Source organism: Roseburia inulinivorans DSM 16841 (assembly GCF_000174195.1).
In the GTDB taxonomy this organism is placed as follows: domain Bacteria; phylum Bacillota; class Clostridia; order Lachnospirales; family Lachnospiraceae; genus Roseburia; species Roseburia inulinivorans.
On record NZ_ACFY01000057.1, the window covers coordinates 1 to 18369 of the forward strand.

An 18369-nucleotide genomic window follows, 5' to 3' on the forward strand; every position below is an offset into this window, starting at 1 on the left:
GCCTAGTCAACGTTATGGATTGCACCACAAAATCTGCAATTTACATTATGGAACTCACGGTTATGGGATGAGTGCCTATATTGGGTTCTGCCGCTCGTAACATGGATTGACGGATTTTCATTGACACAATTCTAAGATTGCTTTATACTAAGCCTACATCAAAGTCGCAGACAAATAACAGTTACGATTATGAAAAATTCATAATCGTGATCATTCTTAACAACGTTTCTGTCTGCAGATTCAAAACCTGATATATGGTCAAGGATATGATCTCAAAATTCAGTGCCGGTTCGGCAGGAGATTCCATTTTGATGAACAATTCAATGCAGGGAGCATCTCATCTCAAAAAAGCCAATGCAGATCGATGTGCTGGTCAAAAATGAAAAACATGTAAAGCTCAAAAAGAATATCAGGAGAATCTTCCGGCAGTACAATATCATAGAATACAAATCACCGGAAGATGGCAGTGGAACAGGAAGACAGCGGCATATACTACCCCATCGGGGATGCCATCCCAATACAGCTTGTCATAGTCCCAAAGCTGTCAAAGGAGCATAACTACTGGCTGAATAATTTAAGGAATGACCTTAAGGCAGGCAGTGAAATCAAAAAAATTACAGAGACCAGTTATGGGAAGTCAAGCGAAAAATTAAACTGGGACGCAATTGTTAGTAAGAAAGGTGAAACCAGGGTTGAGCATATTAAGCGACATATGGTTCAAAATAATAGTCGAGAAACACATAGTGTATTTAACGGGAATCCGATAGATATGGTAAATGATGCATGGGAACAACGTCATTTGGTTGAACCGATATCGGATGGAATGGGAGGAACAATTTATAACATTCCGTACAAAAATGCAGGCTATGAAAGTGGATATATTAATACTGGTGCTCAAATGGATTATATAACAATAGTAACGCTGGATGAAAGTACTGATTTAATAACCGCATTTCCGTCTTTTGGAGATTATCATAAGTGATAGGAGGAACCTAAAATGTATAATATTGGTTACTGTAAGATATGTAAGCAAGGCTTACTTGAAATTGTAAAAGATAAATTAACTAAAAAAATATTTATATGTTGTGATGAATGCGAAGCAGAGTGGAATAATCCAGAGGATGCATTAAAAGGTATCAATGGAACAAGAAATAAACATGGAGAAATAGAATATCCAACTATAGAAGATATACTAAGAGAAAAATGGAGTGTTTCAATAAATGAGCATCACAACTAAGCCTCCCCACCGGCAGGCTTAAATCCTAGTCTTACTACCAGACATTAACAAAAACTTTTAGGCTCATAAGGCTTACCATCTCGCAATACAGCATAGATTACGGTGGTAAGCTTTCTTGCTACTGCGCCAGTGGCAGTCAGATGGTGTTTGCCCTGTTCACGCTTCTTTTTATAATAGGCATTTAAAGGACTGTTGTGAAAAGAACAGGTGGTTGCAGCAAGGAAGATTGCATGTCTCAGGTAAGGGGAACCTCGTTTCGACATGTGGTTATGTATGCTGTTAAATTCGCCGGATTGCCTTACGGTTGGATCAATACCGGCAAAGGCAACTAAGGCAGATGAATTTTTAAACCTGTGTATATCTCCAATTTCAGCTAAAATGGCTGCAGCAGCAATCATGCCGATTCCCGGAATTGTATGGAGGTAACAATCAAACTTCTCATAGTAACTGAGAATTTCATGGTCAAGAGCTTCCAGCTGTTCATTAAGGAAATTCAATCTGTCAATCAGCTGTTTTAACTGGAAAGCGAACGCATCTTGTGCTATTTTAATACCAAAGGTATCAGCCGCAGCATCTTTGATAGAAACAGCTTTTTTTATGGTAAGTTTGTTGTGGCTCTTATCTTTTATAATTTCAAAGAGCTCATCTATGGGGGCGTTCTGAATGTTCTCAGGGGTGAGGTACTTTTCAAGAATGCCCATGGATGTGCCGAGCCATAGAGAGGAAAACTGTTTTTCGTATTCCGGGAAAATCTGTTCCATAATCGTACTGATGCGAAGCTTGATTTCTGTTCTGGAGGAAACAACAGAATCCCGGTAACGGCATAACTGCCGCATGGCAAGTATGTTTTCATCTGCCATGGAAGTAGCCTCAAACTGCCCAAAGCGTATTACTTCTGCAATCAGAAAAGAATCGATGGAATCATTTTTTGTTTGTCGGATATACATTTTTCTGAGAGAATCGGACTGGATAGGATTGATCACATAGATGGTATATCCTTTGAATTTGAGAAATGAATAAATTGGATACCAGTAATGACCGGTGGCTTCCATGCCAAAGACACAAGGGGAATCACCGATGTTTTTGAATATAAAGCTTATAAGAGAATCTGCACCTTTGTGTGTAGTTGCAAAGCGGAGAGAATGTCCGATTTGCCTGCCTTTCGGAGAAACAATGGAAGCTTCATGATGATTTTTGCCAATATCAATGCCTATGATGTACATAATGAAATTCCTTTCTTTTGTTTAGTGTAAGTAGATAGAATCCTCACTTCAATGCGGGTTACAATCTGGTTCGAGATACGAAGTACAGTGAATATACTGCCAACATCTAGCTAATACGCAAAATCCTGCAAAGCAGAGGGAGCAGTCTCAGGTTACGAGGTCACAAGTGCCTCAAGAGTGGTGACGCACACCTCTATCTATTACAGGATGATTGTGATATAGGAAGGTTAATATGGTTAGTAATTTATTAGATGAATATGTATTAAATGTATTGAAAAATAGTGGATGGAGTGATGGGAGAAAACAAGACATAACTCAATGGATTCAAATTTTGACAGAAGAAGGATATATTGTTAATGAATATGCAAAATCAATTTTATCTGAATTAGGGGATTTACAAGTTAGAGTTTCTAGTGATAAAAATCACTTAGGGGTAACAATGCATTTTAATCCCGTAAATGCCGCAAGTGGTGAATATGATAGAATGGAAATATTTAATCAAGCAAGCAATGAAGAGTTATTTCCAATAGGTGAATGTTATGACTAGGTTATTTATGTAAGTGATAGCAAAAAAGTATATCTTGGTGATTGGATGAGCTTGTCGATTGCGGGAGATACAATAGAAGATTTTTTGAACAATATATTCAATCCTCAATTTCAGTTAAAAGAGATATACACAAATAAAAATTAGGAGTGTAATGATAAAATGATATTAGAACCAGCTGTGTATTGATAACGTCAGCTGGCTCTTGCTTACCAGGGGAACCCATTGTAGATATTCATGATTTTGATTAGAAGGAGCGAATAATAATATGGATACTGTAGGAATAAAAGTGATATCCCGGAATGAAATTAATCGTTGTATAAAGATCCTGAGAAAATATTGCAAACTTTCAATTGGTGAAATAAAAGAGGCAATTATTAGCAATAATTATGTTGTTGAATGCAGTTATGTAAAAGAGGAGGGGATTGTAAATATTATTAAGTTATACAAGGAATTATGTGATAATAACATTCAAGCTCAATTGTATGAACATGAACGAATAACAAATGTTGAGTTTCTTGAAAATTTGGTTGAAACATATTATGAAATAAATGAAGAAATCGCTGACAGAATCTGGATTAAGGAGTAAAGGAATTGATATGAGAGATAAAATAAAAGATATAGAATATTTTAACACATTTATAAATGAAGATTTGGCAAGAGTAAAAAAATTTTCTGATAAACTAGAAAATGGAGAGGTAAAAGAAGATAGAATACTTCCTGTGAAATCAAAAGTACATGACTTAAAACTTGGAATAATGATAGCTGGATATTCTAAAGGCGATGAGTTAACTTTATTGGAAGAAGAGTATTTAGACTTGTTAGCAGAATGGGAGGAAGTTTGGGAACCAGAATATTATAATAAAAATTTAAAGATGATTTCTTTGGGTATTTTATTTCAGGTAGATAGAGCATTTGTAAAAAAAGTAAAAATATGTTGAAAAAATCAAACATAAATGATTGGCTATATAATTTTTTGTTAGATTCATTAGATGGTGAACAAATAGAGGTGAGCAAAGAAATGCTTTTTCCTAATTCCTTTACTACCTTGCAGAGGGTAGTATATGAAGAAAATAAAATAGAACTATTGAAGAAATATTTGAATAATGATTGGTATAATGAAGATTGTGGTTGCTATGAAGCACACAAAAGCAAGCAGAATATATACTATGGATATTGGAGTTTTGAGGCAGGCGCAATTGCAAAAATTTTGAAAATAAATGATACACAATTGCGTGATACGCAATATTATCCATATGACATGGTTCATTATAAAGAATAGTGTTTTTGTCTGTGCCTATGGAGAACTGATAGAACCTATTTCGTCAGGTCAGGAACAATTCTTTTAGATCAGAAAAAAAGTAACCGGGTATTTCAGAAGATTTCATTTGTTATGATGTTGTTACGAGGACAAGCCTGTCGCTGGGGGACAGGGTAACATGTGAAGGAAGGGAGCTGCTTGTTTCTCGGAAAAAACAGAACTGGCAGAAGGGGCATCCAGTCTTTGTGCGAACGGCAGTGTGGATATGCTGGGCAGGTATGAATAATTTGAGATTGCCAGACATGAATAATAGAGAGACATTTCAACTATTTTCTCCAGAAGGTGATTAGGAAATGATATGTGAAAAATGTAAAGGAAAAATGAATTGGAGTATCGAAGGTGCTACTCAAGGATGGAGATGCCCTATGTGTGGGTGGAATATAATAACAACATACATTGAAGATATAGATAGAGATGAAACGGAATACAGTCTGTATATAAAAAATGTAACAGAAGTTGATGCAGAAAAATAAAATTTGTTGCAAAAACAGCTAATGTTAATTTTGTTATTGCGAAGCAAATGCTTGAAAAAAGAGAAGTATGTATATTAAAAGCTAAGGCACCTAAGATTAAACCAATAATTACAAAATTACAAGAATTGGGGATTGATTTTAATGTAAATCCTTCATTCAATTATTGAGAATGTCTTAAAGATAATTTGCAGATTGTAACTAATTAGTAATTAGTAAAAGCCAGCAAGGATAATCATAACGATTTTCTGCGGGCGAGATTTTACAATCCGGTGCTGGGAAGGTTTGTGCAGGAGGATGGGTACCGCGGGGACGGGCTGAATCTGTATGCGTACTGTAAGAATAATCCGGTGGTGTACTATGATCCGAGTGGGTACAAGGATAAACGTCAGACCCCATGCAAGGAAGAAACAAGTGTGGGGGAAAGTGGTGCTGGAGAGAGTGGTAATTACTCTAGCTTAAGAGAGCTGATGTTACCAGAAGAAGTTGCCAGGTATGACGAGCATTGGCTTGATGTTGCAGAAAAGATAAGTAATGAGGCTCTTGATAATCAAATTGATTTTATTAAAAATGGTGGAATAACTAAGCCGGGAGGTGGTGCATATAAACCTGCGAAGATAAGTGCTGCTGTAGATTTAAATACTGGTGATATATATTTTGGATATAACGGTGCTAATAAGTTTAATCCTTCAATTCAAGAAATACATCCAGATTTACAACAAAGAATAAATAGAACTATGAGTCTGGCAGGAAATTCAATTGATAATGAATATGCAAGTAGAATGAGCTTTGAAAAGTGGAGTGTAGATAATTGTGCAGAAATATATTCTGTAAACAATGCATTACAAAATCAAGCAACGTTAGATAATATTTTTATTAATACAAAATATTTTAAAGATGGAAAATACGCTTTGCCGTGTCGAAATTGCCAAGTGACATTTGAAGGATGTTTATTCCCAAAACAATAGGATTGAAAGGAATGTTAATATTATGGAAAAAGTGACGGAGGAGAGACTAGTAAAAGCTGGTTGGGATGAAAAAAGAACAATAGATATATCTAATATTAAAGATGTGTATCAGAAGCTTGGGCTTGTCATGCCGATGAATGTAGAAAAATTTTTGACGGTATACGGTATGCTTGTTTTTGAAGATGATGAAAGAAAAGAAAATTTGGAGTTTATCCCAGAAAAAGCACTGGGATGCAATTTGGATAAAGTATATTTTGAAGAGTTACTGGAAGAATATGATATTAATGAAATAGTATATCCTGTAGGGGTTGCGTGTAGAGGAAATTTAATGGTGTTAATGACGGAACAAGATGTGTTTTATTGTTATACAGATGGGTATTTAGAAAAAGCAGGAGAGAATGTTGAACAAATGCTTGACTGTTTAGTAGGAGAATGCAATGAGGCAGTAGTAATAAGTTAAAGATGTATCAGCGGTATTTTTAAGGCTCTTTGCTTGGTGCTGGAAGTATTTTAGCCGGGGTGTTTATAGGTGCGGGTATTGGTGCATTATCTACGACAGCGATGAAAGAAGGAGAGGAGATTTCGACTGGAAATGTCCGAAGTGCAGGTGAAAGACTTGCGTATGCAGTCTTTGATGACAGTATGTCATGGGATGAGAAGTGGGCATATGCTTTTGATCCAGGACAGATGGTGGCAGATTTTGTAACAGGTGTTGTCATAGGAGAAATCCTCGATGGGATAATGGCAGCAACACAGAATAAGTTAAGAAGTATTTTTGCAAATTATGATGCTACGATGCGTGAGGCTATTGAGACCAGCTATGGGAAGTCAAGGGAAATAATTCAATGTAATACTAAAGATGCAGCAGCTGATGAATTAGCTAAAAGAATTGGAGGTCAATCGAGATCTGCTTTTGCGGATGATCCAATTCAGCGTGAATTTGATGTGATTTCAGATCAATATATTGCACAAGCTAAACCACCATTAAAATGTGTTAATAAAACGGTTAGAACACAGATGAAAGCGACTTTTGAAGCAGCAAAAAAATACGAAAGAAAAGTTTATTATCAATTTGAGGGAATTCCGAGTCAGGAAGTACTTGATAAATTATACGAGTATAGCGAGAGATATGGGGTTGAGGTAATAATAGATACTGAACCTTTGGGAATTTTAAATTAGAAAAGAAAGAGGATTACTATGGTAACGATTTATGCGTGGTTAGAGATAAGAGCTACATATTTGGATGAAGATTTACATCCAGAAATAGATGAAAAAAAAGTATTTGATGACATTGATAATTTAATCAAGAAGTTAAAATACAATGAATTAAAAGTAATAGAAAAAAATTATTCGCGTTTTGTTCAGTTTAGTGTGATGGAAAACCATAAGACAGAAAGAACAGAAGAGATGATTAGTATGTATGAGAACATTACTAAGATTGCCACGGGTAGTTATGGCTTGCTGTATTATTTGGATGATGAAGATGAAGTATATAGTGATGAATTTAGGGTTCTAGTATCTAAGAAAGGTAAGTGTGAATGGAAAAGAGATGAAAATTTTAGTCCATGTAGCATTATGATAGAGGAGTTTGATTAAGCTTTACACATGCAAACTAAGCCTCCCCACGGGCAGGCTTAAATCCTAGTCTCACTATACCAGACATTTAACAGAACTTCTTAGGTTCATAAGGTTTACTATCCCGTAACACGGCATAAATTACGGTGGTAAGCTTTCTTGCCACGGCTCCTGTGGCAGTTAAGTGATGTTTACCTTGGTCACGTTTCTTTTTGTAATATGCATTCAACGGGCTATTGTGAAAAGAGCAGGTGGTAGCCGCAAGAAAAATGGCATGTCTTAAGTAAGGTGAACCACGTTTTGACATATGGTTATGTGTGCTGTTAAATTCACCCGACTGACGTACAGTTGGATCAATGCCAGCAAAGGCAACTAATGCAGAGGAATTTTTAAATCTGCTTATATCACCGATTTCAGCAAGAATAGTAGCAGCACCAATTATGCCTATTCCCGGGATTGTATGTAAGTAACAATCAAACTGCTCATAGTATTTCATGATTTCAATATCAAGAGCTTCAATCTGCTTATCATGAAAATTCATTCTGTCAATGAGCTGTTTTAACTGGAAAGAGAAAGCATCCTGTGCTATCTTAATACCAAAGGTATCAGCTGCAGCTTCTTTGATGGAAATGGCTTTAGCTTTGGTAAGTCGGTTGTGGCTCTTATCTTTTATGATTTCAAAGAGCTCATCTATTGGTGCATTCTCAATATTCTCAGGGGTGAGATACTTTTCCAGAATGCCCATGGATGTGCTCACCCAAAGAGAAGAAAACTGTTTTTCGTACTCTGGGAAGATTTGTTCCATAATTGTGCCGATTCGGAGCTTAATTTCAGTTCTGGAAGAAATGACAGAATCACGATAACGACATAACTGACGCATGGCAAGGATGTTTTCATCAGCCATGGAAGTAGTCCCAAACTGACCGAAACGTATCACTTCTGCAATTAAAAAAGAGTCAATTGAATCGTTTTTGGTTTGTCGTATATACATTTTTCTTAAAGAATCAGACTGGATAGGATTGATTACACAGATGGTATATCCTTTTGCTTTTAGAAATGAATAAATGGGATACCAGTAATGACCTGTAGCTTCCATGCCAAATACACAAGGGGAATTACCGATGTTTTTGAAGATAAAGCTCATAAGAGAATCTGCACCTTTGTGTGTAGTTGCAAAGCGAAGAGAACGGCCGATTTGTTTGCCTTCAGGTGAAACAATGGATGCTTCATGATGATTTTTGCCAATATCAATGCCTACGATGTACATAATTGAAATCCTTTCTAATGTGAATTGTAAGTAGATAGAATCCTCACTTCAATGCGGGTTACAATCTGGTTAGATATACGAAGTACAGCACAAATGCTGTCAACATCCAGCTAATACGCAAAATCCTGCAAAGCAGAGGGAGCAGTCTCAATGAACGAAGTCACAAGTGCTTCAAGAGTGGTGACGCACACCTCTATCTATTACAGGATAATTGTGAAATAGGAATAAAAGAAAAGCAATAGATAGAAAAAGACTGCTTTGATTCCTATGTGTTTAGCATACCAGAGTGGTAGTACAACCGCAGATATTTACTCTTTTGGTAATAAATCAGCGCCAAGAGGAGCAAGACCTCAACAGGACTTTAATGTTGAAAACTTTGATAGTATTGTAGGCTATAATGAGTTTAATGAGTTATACAAATCATTACCATGGCAATACGGAGGAAAAAAATGACAAATATGTATGAAACATGGTTGATGGAGCAAATACATAGTATTGCTAATTTTCCATATGAAGATATAAAGATATTGGATAAATATCCATTGGATGTGTCAAAACAAGTTCTTAAAGTTTTAATTGAGAATTCATGTTTAGGACAAAATTATGGTCCTATAGATATTAGTCGTAAAAAAATCAATGAAATTAATAAAGATTGGCTAAATCAATTTCTTCTTGAGGTTGCGAGCACGTGTATTGATTGTTCAGATGAATGGGAATATAGACGATTAGTTGAATTAGTTGTTCTTGTGCTTCCTGAATTGAAGCAAGAAGTATTAAAATTGGGTGCACAATCTGAGAATGAAGAAGTGAGAGAAGTAGTAGAAGATTTTCAAAATTTGTGAAATCTGCTTATGCAAAAAAGAATAACAGTTTTCGTACACATACACCAATCTTGGATCCATATCAAAATTGAATTAGTGGGTGATTAATGGAGGTGTTAAGGATATTGGATGAAAAAAAATTAGAGGAGTTGGTCTCCAATATGGATGATAGAATTAGAATGCACGATTATTCCAAAGAACAACTTTTGTTGTTAATTGAAGACTATGTAACAATTAATTTTCAAGGTATGAAGTATCAGACAAGAGAGGCAATATTGAATATGATATGTGATGCTGTGAATTATTATGATATAGGAAAAGATTTAAATTGGGAATCAATTATTGCTATAAGGGAAGATTTGGAAGATGATTTGAAAGAATATGTTGATGAGATTATTTCTATGCACCACAATTAAGCCTCCTCATCAGCCGCAGCATCTTTGATAGAAACATCTTTTTTATGGTAAGTTTGTTGTGGCTCTTATCTTTTATAATTTCAAAGAGCTCATCTATTGGGGCGTTCTGAATGTTCTCAGGGGTGAGGTACTTTGACCGGTGGCTTCCATGCCAAAGACACAGGGGGAATCACCGATGTTTTTGAATATAAGAGTGGTGACGCACACCTCTATCTATTACAGGATGATTGTGATATAGGAACGTAATAAAAGCAATAGATAGAAAAAGACTGCTTAGAAATTCTCAATTTCCGTATTATGGAGGCAATAAATAATGGTTAGTTTAGTATGTATCGAGAAGAAGCAAAATATCAAATTCCCAGAGGTATATACGAAATTGTATCAATCAAATTTTAAAGGCATAAGTAAAATGAAGATCCAAATAGATGAAGATTCTATAAATATCAGAAAATTTTTAAATGCAAATGAAATTAATGATGTTTTAGATGAGTTTTATGATTATTTTGGATATGATATAGTTCCGATTGCTGAAGTGGAATACGAGGATTTTATATGCTTGGATTTTAGAGTTAACAAGCAAAATCCAGAAATAGTATATTGGAACTATGAATTGGCATTAGAAAATCCAATAGAAGGAATAACACTATTGTATAGTAGTATGGATGAATTAATAATCGAACTGAAAAAAGGATGAAAGATTATTTTTATTATTATGTCTCCACATAAGGACATTTGAAATCAAAAAAGAATAATGTTCCATCTGAATATATGTCTCAGCATGGAGTGGGAAAAAAAGATGGTCTATGTATGAATATGGAAATGCCTGAATTATTTGATAAATAGGGAAGGAGAATTTAGTAATGGACAAAAATAATCACATACAGCAATTAATCAATTCAAGGAAGCTGAGTACTAACGAAGAATATGAATTATTTGAAGGTGCATTACAGGCGTTACATATGAGCATATCGATTGATGATATTGCTGACATATGTAAAGCTTTTTGCGATGATACAAAAGATGATGAAGTTATGTTTGGAATTATTCATCTAATTGAACAATTGCAAGGAGAGGAATATTTAAAGACGATTGCAATATGCACACCAGATATGAAGGATGCTCATGATTGGGCAATGACGTTAAATAAACGAATAATTAATAGTCAAAAATATTTTGAAAAATACATTGAGATTATTGGCGAGTTAGAAAAGGACTATAAGGAAAAAATATTAAAATTGTTAGTTGATGTTAAAAATGATAATCCTAAAAGATTTGGTAACAAAATAGATATGCTGATTGAACGGACAGAATAATGACTTTATTTATGTCTCCACTTAAGGATGTCCACCACCTAAAACTTTACCCACGGTCTTTAAATTAATCGGAATGGCTCTCACCGAAGGTGCTGTAATCCATGTAGATTAATTTGAAGACTCTAGGGCAAAATTTGCCATCTGGGTGTACATAAGGACATCCGAAATCAAAACTTAATATTGTTTCATCAAAGATGCAGAACGCATTGTTTTCATGACACTTGGCAGGAGAGGAGATTTCGACGGGAAATGTCCGAAGTGCAGGATAGGAGAAATCCTTGATGGGATAATGGCAGCAACACAGAATAAGTTAAGAAGTATTTTTGCAAATTATGATGCTGCGATGCGTGAGGCTCTTGAGAGTGGTTTAGATGCTAATCTATTAGATGACATGGGGGAATTTACGGAGGAAGTGCAATGATAGAATTAAATTCTAAGATTAAGAATGCTCTAATAAAAATAGACTTTATTAAGCGATATGAAGAATTATCTAATAAATTTAATGCTGAAAGAACACCTTCAAGTAACCGGTTAGTTTATATTGAGGGTAAAGAAGTTATGGAGACAATTCAAGCTTTAGGCTATTCTCCGCTGTTTGATGCAAAAGAAAAACTATATAAAATCAAGGAAGAACAAATTGGAAAGATTACTTTGGGAGTTCATATTATTCTGCAAGATGGAATGGTTGATTTAGTTTGGGTAGTCAGAGAGAATGGAGAATTGCTTCTTGGGGCTCCTTGGGGGACATATTCAAGGAGACTAATTGATAGCAGTTACAGGATAAAAAACCAATCATAGGAACATATGAGGATTTAGAAGAAATTTTGAAAATTACATTTAAAATGTATGAAGACTTTAAGAATGTACTAACTGGTAACTAGTACATTGAATAATAAATAACTGCTAATTATTATGAACCTCATAGATTTATTATTGAGGTGAAAAACAGCCATGAAATACAGAAAGAACGGCGGACCATTAGCCTGTAGGTAACCAATCCACGTATAACAGAGTGACCAACTGCCGGGGACTGTTAAACTAGGGCTCTTTTCCAATGCTGTCAGAAAAACAAATGTGACTGGAGTTAAGAAAAAATTTCCTGAAATTAACCCTTGACAAAAGTCACTTCATAACAGGAGATAGACAATGAATACAATTTTTGAGTTTACGGATAGAACCAGTGTTTATAGTAAATGTATATTTGCTTCTATTTGCCATGCAGTAATGGTTGGAAAATATACATTGTTGTCAGATGAAATTTCTTGGGATGGAACTAGTTTTCTATTCCAAAATATGGAAGGAACTAGAGGCGTTATATCCTTTTCTGAAAAGAATTTTTTGTGTGGAATACAGAGTGAAGAAAATTATTTAGAAGGGGAAAACAATATAGAAAATACATTGTTAAAGGATGCTGAATTAGATATAATTTATAGAGTAAGAGGAGAAATATTTCCATATTTGCTTGTCGAAAACGATGGTGATGATATTCCAGCTATATCTGCTATTTTTTGGGGAGAAGAAGAAAAAATATGTTCAGACATGAACGAAAAGGAGTTTATGCATAAAAGCGATAATATTTTATTGCCATATCTTTATGAAGAGAAAGATATGAAAAAATATTGGAGAGATTATTATGAAATGAATCAGGAGCATGAGCAAATTGTAGAAGAATTGTATCTAAAAAAAATGACAAATGATAGTTTTTTATTGGATGCTGTACAAAAAGAAAAATTAATGGAATGGTTTGGCGAAGAAATAACATATTGCAAACAATCTTTAGAGGAAATTGGAATTATGTTTGACTAATCTAAGGATTTTTAATTATGGTTATACTTTCGGACTCCCAACAACCTACAACTCCTGCATGTCTATTAATTAACCATCATGGCTGTTGCGAAGCAATTAAGAATCCATGATGTTAATTAATAGACACTAGCGAAATTTTGCCGAGTTGGGTATACGGACGAACATAGCGAATTTAATATGCTAATGTAACGCAATCTTAGCAACAGAATGCTGCGAAAGGGTGCGTTTTTCTGTGAAAGTTTACTATAAACGGATATAAAAATTGGTCAAAAAAGCGGTAATTTAGACTCAAATATTGTTTCGAAAGGCGGTAAATTAGGAGGCATTATGTCAGTAGTAGATAATAAAACGGTAGATGGAGTAGCATTAACGGATGATAAGAAAGGTATTATTTTATTAATAACAGACCATTTAGAGTGAAAAGATGAATATCAACATTTGATAATGCTACAAGCAAAAATTAATGCATATATTTCATTTTTAGAGGAAAAACAATATAAAGATATATACCAAGACATGAGTATTATGTATGGAATTATAGAAATACATTTTCTACATTGTTTAACTAAAAATGCGGAAAAGTTTTTGCATTCAGTTAATAATCAATTAAACGAATTGGGTATAAAAATACAATATTCTGTTTTGCAAGGAGAAGATAATGAAGTTAGATAAAGAACAACAAAAGCATTTTGCTGAAGCAATACGCAATGCTTCTAAGAAGAAAGGATTTAAAGTAAAGGGCTGTTCTATATATGATGACATTTTTTGGAAAGTATTACAAATGCCAAGTAATAGTAAACAAGCTGATTCACTAAGAGCAGTTGGGGCATTTAAAGCTCCGTCAATTTTAATAGAAAAAGGTCAAGATATAAAACAGGAATTACTTCACAGATATAAAACAATATTACCTGATGAATTAATAAAAATATGGGAAGATAATGGATTGGCAAGATTGATGGGAGGATATCTAAAAGTAGTAAATCCAGAAGATTATCAGGAACTGCTTAAGGAAACATATTTTAGAGGAAATATTTCGATTCCGATACTAGTGACGGCTTTTGGGGATATAGTAACATTTGAAGAAGACCAATATATTGGTATGGTGAAGTACAAAAATGGTAATTTCGTCATGCTCGCAAAAAATTTTAAACGTTTTATACAAAACCTTGGAGATGACTATTTTTTAGAAAAGTATTTTCAGATACCCCAGTATATAGAAGCAGTAAATAAATTAGGTAAACTGGAGCAGGATGAGTGCTTTGGTTATGTGCCATTATTGGGATTAGGTGGTAGCGAAAAGATTCAAAATCTGAAAAAAGTAAAAATTAGAGAATACATTGAATTAATATCACAGCTGGTGGGAAAAATTGGAATGTAGTAATGTTTATAAAGGAAAAATAGTTTAAAATAAGTATTTGATCTAAGTTCCGGGATATGGTCTCGTACGACCTGACGACCTCAATGCCCGAATACGCAGACGGAACGAGGGGGATTACGCAGGAGGATGTGGATGAACTGAACCGGATACTGTGGAAGTATGAGATAAACACGCCCAACCGTATTGCACATTTTTTGGCACAATGCGCTGTTGAGTCGCAAAGAGGATATGGCAGGGTGGAGCAATATAACCCGCCCGATCCGATTACTTATTTCACGGGAGAATATGAAAATAATAATAGAGCAAAGAATCTTGGCAATACCGAGAAGGGAGATGGCCCTTTATTCAGTGGAGCAGGGGCAATACATATTACCGGAAGAGCAAATTATCAGGCGTTCAGTGATTATATGGGAGATGAGCGCATTATCACGGATGGAGCGCTTTATGTAGGGCAAAACTATTATTGGGAATCCGCAGGGTTTTACTGGAGCATTGGGAAACCGAGGACAGCGAATGATGATAGGTATGATTTAAATAAGAAATGTGATGAAAATGCGAGTGTGGAGGTAATTACACGCATTATCAATGGAGGAAAATCGAAGCTGGAGGAAAGAGAAAAGGCATACGCATATTTTTCGGAGGTAATTCAATGAAAACAATCCAAAAAGCAATAAAAAAAGATGGTTTTTTAGAAATAATGTGGTTAATAAATCTCGCACCATTGGTGCGAGAAATGGAGATGGATATGGAAAAAAGTGAAATTGTGGGATATGAGCCGTTGGTCAATGACTTAAAGCTATTGATAAATAAAAAGCAATATCATGTTTTGAAAATGATAAATGCGGAGACTATTAATTTATATTGGGAAATTGGAGAAGAGATTTATAAACAACAAGAACAAAATGGATGGGGAAAATCTATTGTACAAGTATTGTCAAAAGAATTACAGAAAGAATTTCCGGGAGCAAAAGGTTATTCAGCCGCTAATCTGTGGAGAATGCGTAATTTTTACTTGACTTATCGTGATTCTGAAAAACTCGCACCATTGGTGCGAGAAATTAGCTGGAGCAATAATATAATTATCATGGAGAAATGCAAAGATGATTTACAAAGAGAATTTTATATTCAGATGACAAAGCGATATGGTTGGACAAAGCGTGTATTGACTAATTTTATTGAAGCACAAACATATGAAAAATATTTGTTGAATCAGACCAATTTTGATTTAACATTAACCGAAGAGAGAAGAGTACAGGCAAAATTAGCAGTAAAGGACGAATATACCTTTGATTTTGCGGAACTCTCACCGGAATATTCAGAACACGAGCTGGAAATGCAGTTAGTAAACAATATTAGGTCATTTTTGATAGAAATGGGTGGTGATTTTACATTTATTGGAAATCAATACCATTTGATGATAGGAAGCAGGGATTTATATATTGATCTATTGCTTTTTCATAGAAGGTTGAGAAGTCTGATAGCCATAGAGTTAAAAATAGGTGAATTTGAAGCAGAATATGCTGGAAAGATGCAGATGTATTTGACGGCATTGGATGAACAAGTTAAATTGCCTGACGAGAATCCATCTATTGGTATTATTATTTGTAAGAGCAAGGATAAAATGTATGTAGAATATGCCTTGAAGCAAATAAATGCACCGATTGGGGTGGCTACATATCAGTTACGAAATACACTACCAGAAGAGATGAAAGCAATGTTGCCGGAACCGGAGGAGATTGTTAAGAGGTTGAGGATATTTGAGAAAGAATGAAATGAGAAAAATGTTACATCCTTAGAATATTGTGATATACAAAAATGATAAAAATTGGAGACATGATAATGAGGATTTTACTAGTAGAACCTAATTATAAAAACAAATATCCGCCAATGGGATTGATGAAGATAAGTACATACCATAAAGGGCGTGGGGATGAAGTGACTTTTTACAAGGGGGTTATGGATTCAGCGGAATTTTATGGAAAGCATTATGATAGGGTATATATAACATCATTGTTTACGTTTTATTATAATCAGACTGTAAAAACAATAAAGAGTTATGAAAAACTTATTTCGCCAGAGATTAACTGATTCAAGCATTTTGGGGTTAGGTGATTCTGTAAATATTGATATACTTCCGTTAGACTATTCCATTTTGGATGATATAGTATATAAGTATCCGGCAGGGGATAATTATTTTGCTTATATTAGTCGAGGTTGTACAAACAAGTGTAGCTTTTGTGCAGTTCCGATACTGGAACCTGAATTTTGTATGACTAATAATATAGTACAATAAGTTAAAACAATAGGTGAGGAGTTCGGAGAAAAAAAGAATTTATTGTGTATGAATAATATTACAAAAAATAGATTGATTGATTCAGGTTGGAAAGAACAACGAAAAATTAATACTGACGCAGAGACCATATACAAACAGCTGCGTGAAAAAGAAGAGTAGCTGGCAGCGGTTCTTCCACAATCGTGAGTTCCATAACGTAAATTGCAGATTCTGTGGTGCACTCCATAACGTTGATTGGGCAAATATAAGCGTCCTCTCACAAGTCATTCGTAACGTAAATGAAAGAAAAACGGTGCAGACAAATATGATTTCCTTCGTGAGCCATGGAGATAAGACTCTTCAGAGGCTTATCGGAATGCCCGGCGAACAGGAACATCATATTTCGTCTGTACCGTTTTTCTTTTCATAAACCTATAAAATTCTGACTTGTGAGAGGACGCTTATATCTGCCCTTCACAACCTATAATCGCACCACAGAATCTGCGACACTACGCCAGTTAAACTCCGGTTTATAATTCCGGCAGGAGTTTTAAAAATTCTTCCGTAGACTGTGACACTGGCAAAGTTGGATTTATGGAAGCTACCATCTGGCGGGACGGGAGTTTTTCTTTGGTTCTCACAACATACAGGTCTTTGGATTCCCGGCTTAAGCAGTAGTCTGGGATAAAGGCAATTCCAAGTCCGATGCGGGCAAGGTCAATTAACAGGTCATTACTGCTTAATTCCACTTCCGGGATTAACTCTAACTGATGCTGTAAAAACAGGTTGTGCAGAAATTCACTTGTGGTACTCTTGCGGTCAAGCATGAGGATCGGATACTGTTTCAGTTCTTCAAACGGAATCTCCTGCTGTTTCAGATTGAAGTAGGCAGGGTTTGCAATGAAAACATCGGTAAAATTGCAGACTGTTTTCTGAATATAGGAATGATTCAAATGTGCATTTGGGAAGTTCGTCACGATCAGATCCACTTTTCCCTGCTCTAAGAGATCCACACAGCTTACAGAAGTTGCATTGGTTACTTTGATTGGCACATTTGGAAACTTCTTGTGGAACTGCTTTAAATAAGGAACTAAAAAGTAACGGCAGATCGTATCGCTGGCACCGATGTGGAGCTGTCCAAGTCCAAGGCTGCCAGAATCGAGAAGCTGGCTCTCACCGCGCTGGATTAAGTTCATGGCAGGCTCAATGTGCTTTAAGAGTACTTTTCCGGCAGGGGTGAGCTGTACTTTTTTCGTGCTCCGGATGAAAAGAGGCTGCTCTAATTTTTTCTCCAATGTCTTGATCGACTGGCTGACAGCCGACTGTGAAATGTATAACTGTTTACTTGCCTCGGAAAAACTCAAAGAGGTTGCAACATAATAAAAAACTTTATATAACTCGTAGTTGATATCCATAAAAATGCGTGTACCTTTCCAATAAGGTTTCCAGGTTAGAGAAAACCTCAGATTATAATGAGCGTATATACAGACTGATGTGCCTGAATAGATATAATTATAAGACGTACTTATAATTGTGTCAATCGATTCTTATGATTAAATGAGTGTGAAGTGTGCGTGATAAATAGTAGATTAAATATTAAATGAACTTATAAAACAAATTAAATATATTAATTATGCTAATCTAATACCATATGTTATACTATCCTAAGATTGAATCGCAATGACTCAGTACGTCATAATTGCGAAGCGTAATATCTGGCGTGGCAGAAAAAATCATGCCAGAAGCAGAATAAAAGAA

General features: G+C 35.2%; 25 protein-coding genes and 3 pseudogenes. 24 read left to right on the top strand and 4 right to left on the bottom strand.

Features of this window, described 5'->3' with window-relative positions; translation table 11 throughout:
- Positions 1-466: 466 nt before the first annotated feature.
- Together ROSEINA2194_RS21475 and ROSEINA2194_RS06060 are read left to right on the top strand one after the other, a co-directional pair.
- Positions 467-982 (top strand): hypothetical protein, encoded by a 516-nt coding sequence (locus tag ROSEINA2194_RS21475; RefSeq protein WP_217284412.1) that lies wholly within the window; start codon positions 467-469, stop codon positions 980-982.
- A 15-nt stretch (positions 983-997) separates the two neighbouring features.
- On the top strand, positions 998-1237 hold the full coding sequence (locus tag ROSEINA2194_RS06060) for a hypothetical protein (protein WP_007884535.1): 240 nt from the start codon (positions 998-1000) through the stop codon (positions 1235-1237).
- A gap of 44 nt (positions 1238-1281) precedes the next feature.
- On the opposite strand, the gene ROSEINA2194_RS06065 is transcribed toward ROSEINA2194_RS06060, so the two are convergent.
- The gene (locus ROSEINA2194_RS06065; RefSeq protein WP_007884536.1) at positions 1282-2460 is read right to left on the bottom strand and encodes an IS110 family RNA-guided transposase; all 1179 of its coding nucleotides are present in this window, start codon (positions 2458-2460) and stop codon (positions 1282-1284) included.
- A gap of 232 nt (positions 2461-2692) precedes the next feature.
- Between ROSEINA2194_RS06065 and ROSEINA2194_RS06070 the strand changes: the two genes are divergently transcribed.
- The 10 genes and pseudogenes from ROSEINA2194_RS06070 (at position 2693) to ROSEINA2194_RS06110 (ending at position 7359) form a co-directional block, all read left to right on the top strand.
- A complete protein-coding gene (locus ROSEINA2194_RS06070) occupies positions 2693-3007 on the top strand; it encodes an SUKH-3 domain-containing protein (RefSeq protein ID WP_007884537.1) in 315 nt (104 codons plus the stop codon).
- Positions 3008-3272: 265 nt separating this feature from the next.
- Positions 3273-3593 carry a hypothetical protein gene (locus ROSEINA2194_RS06075; protein ID WP_007884538.1) on the top strand — a complete coding sequence of 107 codons (321 nt, stop codon included), beginning with the start codon at positions 3273-3275 and terminating at the stop codon, positions 3591-3593.
- Between the two features lie 10 nt (positions 3594-3603).
- On the top strand, positions 3604-3945 hold the full coding sequence (locus ROSEINA2194_RS06080) for a PoNe immunity protein domain-containing protein (RefSeq protein WP_007884540.1): 342 nt from the start codon (positions 3604-3606) through the stop codon (positions 3943-3945).
- Positions 3939-4286, top strand: a complete 348-nt coding sequence (locus tag ROSEINA2194_RS06085) for a PoNe immunity protein domain-containing protein (RefSeq protein WP_007884542.1) — start codon at positions 3939-3941, stop codon at positions 4284-4286. The genes ROSEINA2194_RS06080 and ROSEINA2194_RS06085 overlap by 7 nt, the downstream gene beginning before the upstream one ends.
- A 332-nt stretch (positions 4287-4618) precedes the next feature.
- Positions 4619-4798 carry a hypothetical protein gene (locus ROSEINA2194_RS06090; protein ID WP_007884543.1) on the top strand — a complete coding sequence of 60 codons (180 nt, stop codon included), beginning with the start codon at positions 4619-4621 and terminating at the stop codon, positions 4796-4798.
- Between the two features lie 245 nt (positions 4799-5043).
- A pseudogene (locus ROSEINA2194_RS23495) lies at positions 5044-5157 on the top strand (RHS repeat-associated core domain-containing protein); the annotation flags it as partial.
- A 54-nt stretch (positions 5158-5211) separates the two neighbouring features.
- Positions 5212-5763: a YwqJ-related putative deaminase gene (locus ROSEINA2194_RS20935; RefSeq protein WP_172727053.1), complete on the top strand. Its 552-nt coding sequence runs from the start codon at positions 5212-5214 to the stop codon at positions 5761-5763.
- A 22-nt stretch (positions 5764-5785) separates the two neighbouring features.
- On the top strand, positions 5786-6223 hold the full coding sequence (locus ROSEINA2194_RS06100) for an SUKH-3 domain-containing protein (RefSeq protein ID WP_007884548.1): 438 nt from the start codon (positions 5786-5788) through the stop codon (positions 6221-6223).
- Between the two features lie 29 nt (positions 6224-6252).
- Positions 6253-6942, top strand: a complete 690-nt coding sequence (locus tag ROSEINA2194_RS06105; protein ID WP_007884551.1) for a restriction endonuclease fold toxin — start codon at positions 6253-6255, stop codon at positions 6940-6942.
- Between the two features lie 18 nt (positions 6943-6960).
- On the top strand, positions 6961-7359 hold the full coding sequence (locus ROSEINA2194_RS06110; protein WP_007884552.1) for an Imm7 family immunity protein: 399 nt from the start codon (positions 6961-6963) through the stop codon (positions 7357-7359).
- A gap of 67 nt (positions 7360-7426) precedes the next feature.
- Here the strand turns inward: ROSEINA2194_RS06110 and ROSEINA2194_RS06115 are convergent, their stop codons facing one another.
- Positions 7427-8605 (bottom strand): IS110 family RNA-guided transposase, encoded by a 1179-nt coding sequence (locus ROSEINA2194_RS06115; protein ID WP_007884555.1) that lies wholly within the window; start codon positions 8603-8605, stop codon positions 7427-7429.
- A 449-nt stretch (positions 8606-9054) separates the two neighbouring features.
- On the opposite strand from ROSEINA2194_RS06115, the gene ROSEINA2194_RS06125 reads away from it, so the two are divergent.
- Both ROSEINA2194_RS06125 and ROSEINA2194_RS06130 read left to right on the top strand, forming a co-directional pair.
- Positions 9055-9447, top strand: a complete 393-nt coding sequence (locus ROSEINA2194_RS06125) for a hypothetical protein (RefSeq protein WP_007884557.1) — start codon at positions 9055-9057, stop codon at positions 9445-9447.
- A 104-nt stretch (positions 9448-9551) separates the two neighbouring features.
- A complete protein-coding gene (locus tag ROSEINA2194_RS06130; RefSeq protein WP_044927351.1) occupies positions 9552-9842 on the top strand; it encodes a hypothetical protein in 291 nt (96 codons plus the stop codon).
- Positions 9843-9850: 8 nt separating this feature from the next.
- On the opposite strand, the pseudogene ROSEINA2194_RS23860 reads toward ROSEINA2194_RS06130, so the two are convergent.
- Positions 9851-9975 (bottom strand): annotated as a pseudogene (locus tag ROSEINA2194_RS23860) (IS110 family transposase); the annotation flags it as partial.
- A gap of 180 nt (positions 9976-10155) precedes the next feature.
- Here ROSEINA2194_RS23860 and ROSEINA2194_RS06135 point away from each other — a divergent pair.
- The 10 genes and pseudogenes from ROSEINA2194_RS06135 to ROSEINA2194_RS06175 all read left to right on the top strand — a co-directional run bounded on the left by ROSEINA2194_RS06135 (position 10156) and on the right by ROSEINA2194_RS06175 (position 16427).
- The gene (locus ROSEINA2194_RS06135) at positions 10156-10536 is read left to right on the top strand and encodes an SMI1/KNR4 family protein (protein ID WP_007884561.1); all 381 of its coding nucleotides are present in this window, start codon (positions 10156-10158) and stop codon (positions 10534-10536) included.
- Positions 10537-10702: 166 nt separating this feature from the next.
- Positions 10703-11155 (top strand): Imm30 family immunity protein, encoded by a 453-nt coding sequence (locus ROSEINA2194_RS06140; protein WP_007884562.1) that lies wholly within the window; start codon positions 10703-10705, stop codon positions 11153-11155.
- A 214-nt stretch (positions 11156-11369) separates the two neighbouring features.
- Positions 11370-11576, top strand: coding sequence for a hypothetical protein (locus ROSEINA2194_RS20940; protein ID WP_007884564.1), 207 nt, complete (start codon positions 11370-11372; stop codon positions 11574-11576).
- Entirely contained in the window at positions 11573-11953 is a 381-nt protein-coding gene (locus ROSEINA2194_RS06145) for a hypothetical protein (protein ID WP_007884566.1), read from the top strand. Before ROSEINA2194_RS20940 ends, ROSEINA2194_RS06145 begins: the two co-directional genes overlap by 4 nt.
- Positions 11954-12301: 348 nt before the next feature.
- The gene (locus tag ROSEINA2194_RS06150; protein WP_007884567.1) at positions 12302-12961 is read left to right on the top strand and encodes a hypothetical protein; all 660 of its coding nucleotides are present in this window, start codon (positions 12302-12304) and stop codon (positions 12959-12961) included.
- A 435-nt stretch (positions 12962-13396) separates the two neighbouring features.
- Positions 13397-13633 (top strand): annotated as a pseudogene (locus tag ROSEINA2194_RS23500) (DUF6572 domain-containing protein); the annotation flags it as partial.
- A complete protein-coding gene (locus ROSEINA2194_RS06160) occupies positions 13620-14339 on the top strand; it encodes a T6SS immunity protein Tdi1 domain-containing protein (protein WP_007884569.1) in 720 nt (239 codons plus the stop codon). The pseudogene ROSEINA2194_RS23500 and the gene ROSEINA2194_RS06160, both read left to right, overlap by 14 nt.
- Positions 14340-14422: 83 nt before the next feature.
- Complete coding sequence (locus ROSEINA2194_RS06165; RefSeq protein WP_007884570.1) at positions 14423-14992, top strand: glycoside hydrolase family 19 protein; 570 nt, start codon at positions 14423-14425, stop codon at positions 14990-14992.
- The gene (locus tag ROSEINA2194_RS06170; protein WP_007884572.1) at positions 14989-16110 is read left to right on the top strand and encodes a PDDEXK nuclease domain-containing protein; all 1122 of its coding nucleotides are present in this window, start codon (positions 14989-14991) and stop codon (positions 16108-16110) included. Before ROSEINA2194_RS06165 ends, ROSEINA2194_RS06170 begins: the two co-directional genes overlap by 4 nt.
- 44 nt (positions 16111-16154) lie before the next feature.
- On the top strand, positions 16155-16427 hold the full coding sequence (locus ROSEINA2194_RS06175; protein WP_007884575.1) for a hypothetical protein: 273 nt from the start codon (positions 16155-16157) through the stop codon (positions 16425-16427).
- 714 nt (positions 16428-17141) lie between these two features.
- On the opposite strand, the gene ROSEINA2194_RS06180 is transcribed toward ROSEINA2194_RS06175, so the two are convergent.
- A complete protein-coding gene (locus tag ROSEINA2194_RS06180) occupies positions 17142-18026 on the bottom strand; it encodes a LysR family transcriptional regulator (protein WP_007884582.1) in 885 nt (294 codons plus the stop codon).
- Positions 18027-18369: the final 343 nt, after the last annotated feature.

Coding starts and splice junctions, on each gene's coding strand:
- ROSEINA2194_RS06060 (WP_007884535.1), top strand. CDS start 998: ATGTATAATATTGGTTACTGTAAGATATGTAAGCAAGGCTTACTTGAA.
- ROSEINA2194_RS06065 (WP_007884536.1), bottom strand. CDS start 2,460: ATGTACATCATAGGCATTGATATTGGCAAAAATCATCATGAAGCTTCC.
- ROSEINA2194_RS06070 (WP_007884537.1), top strand. CDS start 2,693: ATGGTTAGTAATTTATTAGATGAATATGTATTAAATGTATTGAAAAAT.
- ROSEINA2194_RS06075 (WP_007884538.1), top strand. CDS start 3,273: ATGGATACTGTAGGAATAAAAGTGATATCCCGGAATGAAATTAATCGT.
- ROSEINA2194_RS06080 (WP_007884540.1), top strand. CDS start 3,604: ATGAGAGATAAAATAAAAGATATAGAATATTTTAACACATTTATAAAT.
- ROSEINA2194_RS06085 (WP_007884542.1), top strand. CDS start 3,939: ATGTTGAAAAAATCAAACATAAATGATTGGCTATATAATTTTTTGTTA.
- ROSEINA2194_RS06090 (WP_007884543.1), top strand. CDS start 4,619: ATGATATGTGAAAAATGTAAAGGAAAAATGAATTGGAGTATCGAAGGT.
- ROSEINA2194_RS06100 (WP_007884548.1), top strand. CDS start 5,786: ATGGAAAAAGTGACGGAGGAGAGACTAGTAAAAGCTGGTTGGGATGAA.
- ROSEINA2194_RS06110 (WP_007884552.1), top strand. CDS start 6,961: ATGGTAACGATTTATGCGTGGTTAGAGATAAGAGCTACATATTTGGAT.
- ROSEINA2194_RS06115 (WP_007884555.1), bottom strand. CDS start 8,605: ATGTACATCGTAGGCATTGATATTGGCAAAAATCATCATGAAGCATCC.
- ROSEINA2194_RS06125 (WP_007884557.1), top strand. CDS start 9,055: ATGACAAATATGTATGAAACATGGTTGATGGAGCAAATACATAGTATT.
- ROSEINA2194_RS06135 (WP_007884561.1), top strand. CDS start 10,156: ATGGTTAGTTTAGTATGTATCGAGAAGAAGCAAAATATCAAATTCCCA.
- ROSEINA2194_RS06140 (WP_007884562.1), top strand. CDS start 10,703: ATGGACAAAAATAATCACATACAGCAATTAATCAATTCAAGGAAGCTG.
- ROSEINA2194_RS20940 (WP_007884564.1), top strand. CDS start 11,370: ATGACACTTGGCAGGAGAGGAGATTTCGACGGGAAATGTCCGAAGTGC.
- ROSEINA2194_RS06145 (WP_007884566.1), top strand. CDS start 11,573: ATGATAGAATTAAATTCTAAGATTAAGAATGCTCTAATAAAAATAGAC.
- ROSEINA2194_RS06150 (WP_007884567.1), top strand. CDS start 12,302: ATGAATACAATTTTTGAGTTTACGGATAGAACCAGTGTTTATAGTAAA.
- ROSEINA2194_RS06160 (WP_007884569.1), top strand. CDS start 13,620: ATGAAGTTAGATAAAGAACAACAAAAGCATTTTGCTGAAGCAATACGC.
- ROSEINA2194_RS06165 (WP_007884570.1), top strand. CDS start 14,423: ATGCCCGAATACGCAGACGGAACGAGGGGGATTACGCAGGAGGATGTG.
- ROSEINA2194_RS06170 (WP_007884572.1), top strand. CDS start 14,989: ATGAAAACAATCCAAAAAGCAATAAAAAAAGATGGTTTTTTAGAAATA.
- ROSEINA2194_RS06175 (WP_007884575.1), top strand. CDS start 16,155: ATGATAAAAATTGGAGACATGATAATGAGGATTTTACTAGTAGAACCT.
- ROSEINA2194_RS06180 (WP_007884582.1), bottom strand. CDS start 18,026: ATGGATATCAACTACGAGTTATATAAAGTTTTTTATTATGTTGCAACC.